The 1,710-nt window shown below is 75.8% G+C and carries 2 protein-coding genes; one reads left to right on the top strand and one right to left on the bottom strand.

What is annotated here, in order from left to right; genetic code table 11:
• Positions 1–69 precede the first annotated feature (69 nt).
• On the top strand, positions 70–1,083 hold the full coding sequence (locus tag NCC78_RS31575; RefSeq protein ID WP_250799098.1) for an ADP-ribosylglycohydrolase family protein: 1,014 nt from the start codon (positions 70–72) through the stop codon (positions 1,081–1,083).
• A 234-nt stretch (positions 1,084–1,317) separates the two neighbouring features.
• Here NCC78_RS31575 and NCC78_RS31570 read toward each other — a convergent pair.
• Positions 1,318–1,710, bottom strand: a 393-nt coding sequence (locus NCC78_RS31570) for a type II toxin-antitoxin system PemK/MazF family toxin (protein ID WP_250799097.1), incomplete at its 5' end; no start/stop codon positions are given.

The raw sequence follows: 1,710 nt of genomic DNA, 5'->3' as shown, positions 1-1,710 counted from the left end.
GCCCGGCCGGCGCGTCCGCCCGCCCGCCGGCCGTCCGGCCGGCCTGTCATGAGGTTGCCGGTGCGCGGCATGATCACGGGCGTGATCGACTCCTCGCGCCGGCTGGCCGCCGGCTCACTCTTCGGCCTCGCCTACGGTGACGCGCTCGGCAAGGACACCGAGTTCCTGACCGTCGCCGAGATCGTCCGCCGCTACGGCCCGTCCGGCCCCCGCGACCTCACCGGCGACCCGGCACTGGTCACCGACGACACCCAGATGGCGCTGGCCGTCGGCTGGGCCCTGCACGACGCCCCCGACTGGTCGCCGGAGGTGGTCGAACCGCTGCTGCGGCGACGCTTCCTCGACTGGGCGGCCAGCCCGGACAACAACCGGGCCCCGGGAATGACCTGCCTGCGCGCCTGCGCGGAGCTGGACCGGGGGGTGCGCTGGCAGGAGGCGACCGTGGCCGACTCGAAGGGCTGCGGCGCCAACATGCGGGTCACCCCGGTCGGCCTGCTCGACGTCGACCTGGACACCCTCGCCGGGCTGGCCCAGCTCCAGGCGGGGCTGACCCACGGCCACCCGACCGCGTTGGCGGCCAGCGAGCTGACCGCGTACGCGGTGCGGCTGCTGCGCGAGGGCGCGGCACCGGCGCAGCTGCCCCGGCTGCTCACCGACCGGGCCCGCGAGCAGCGTCGGGTCTACCGCGCCGACTGGCTCGGCGACCTGTGGCAGCGTCCCGGGATGGCGACGCCGGAGGAGTTCATCGCCCGTGGCTGGGACGAGTGCCTCGCCGTCCTCGGTCGCCTCGACGCCGCGCTGGCCGCGCCCGACGACGGCGGCGACCCGTGCCGGCAGACCGGCGAGGGGTGGATCGCCGAGGAGGCGCTCGCCACCGCGCTGTTCTGCGCCGTCCGGCACGCCGACGACCCGGTCGCCGCGCTGGCCCGGGGCGCCACCACCGCCGGCGACTCCGACTCGATCGCCGCGCTGGCCGGCGCCTTCGTCGGCGCCGCCGCCGGCCTGCCCGCCTGGCCCACCTCCTGGGCGGCCCGCATCGAGTACGCCGACCAGCTCACCACCCTCGCCCACGCCTGGGACTGACCCCCGGCACCCCGCCCGGTGCGCTGTCCCCCGAGGCCGCCGACCGGGACGACCCGCCAACCCCTTTCGGGCGGTGATCAAGAGGTTTGCGTCCTCCAGGACGCCCTTCCCCGCCCCAAACCTCTTGGTCAACTCAGGCATCAGGGGTTCAGGGCGGGGATCGCTCGCCGGGGCCAGGCCACGGGTCACGTCAGCGGGGAGTGGAGCGAGGCGTCCCACCCCGGATCGTGCTCGTCACCGGGTGTGCAGGTGGGGGAGGCGGCGGATCTGACGCCAGAGGGTGGGGTCACAGGTGCCGACGTGGTTGGAGAAGTCGGCGAGCGGGATCCGGGACGGCTCGGTCAGGTTGACGAAGCTGTCGTGGTCGGCGTCCGGGTCCCAGTCCCGGGTGGGGATGCGGACGTGGTCGTCCCGGTCGCTCTTGTCCTGACTGGTGATCTTCAGGACGTCGGCGGCCCGGGCGTCGGCGCGCAGCACCAGGCAGGGGCGCACCTTCGAGCCGGAGCCGTCTGCGAACGGGACGTCGGCCCACCAGATCTCACCGGGGCGCGGCGCCCCGGCGGGCGCCCGCTCGCCGGGGCGTGGCCGAGGCGGAGCGGTGGTGCCGCCCCGGCTGCCGGACGGTGC

Origin of the sequence: Micromonospora phytophila (assembly GCF_023656545.1) — a bacterium.
GTDB classification, from domain to species: Bacteria; Actinomycetota; Actinomycetes; order Mycobacteriales; family Micromonosporaceae; genus Micromonospora; species Micromonospora phytophila.
This window is presented reverse-complemented; position numbering and strand designations above follow the sequence as displayed.

Coding starts and splice junctions, on each gene's coding strand:
- NCC78_RS31575 (WP_250799098.1), top strand. CDS start 70: ATGATCACGGGCGTGATCGACTCCTCGCGCCGGCTGGCCGCCGGCTCA.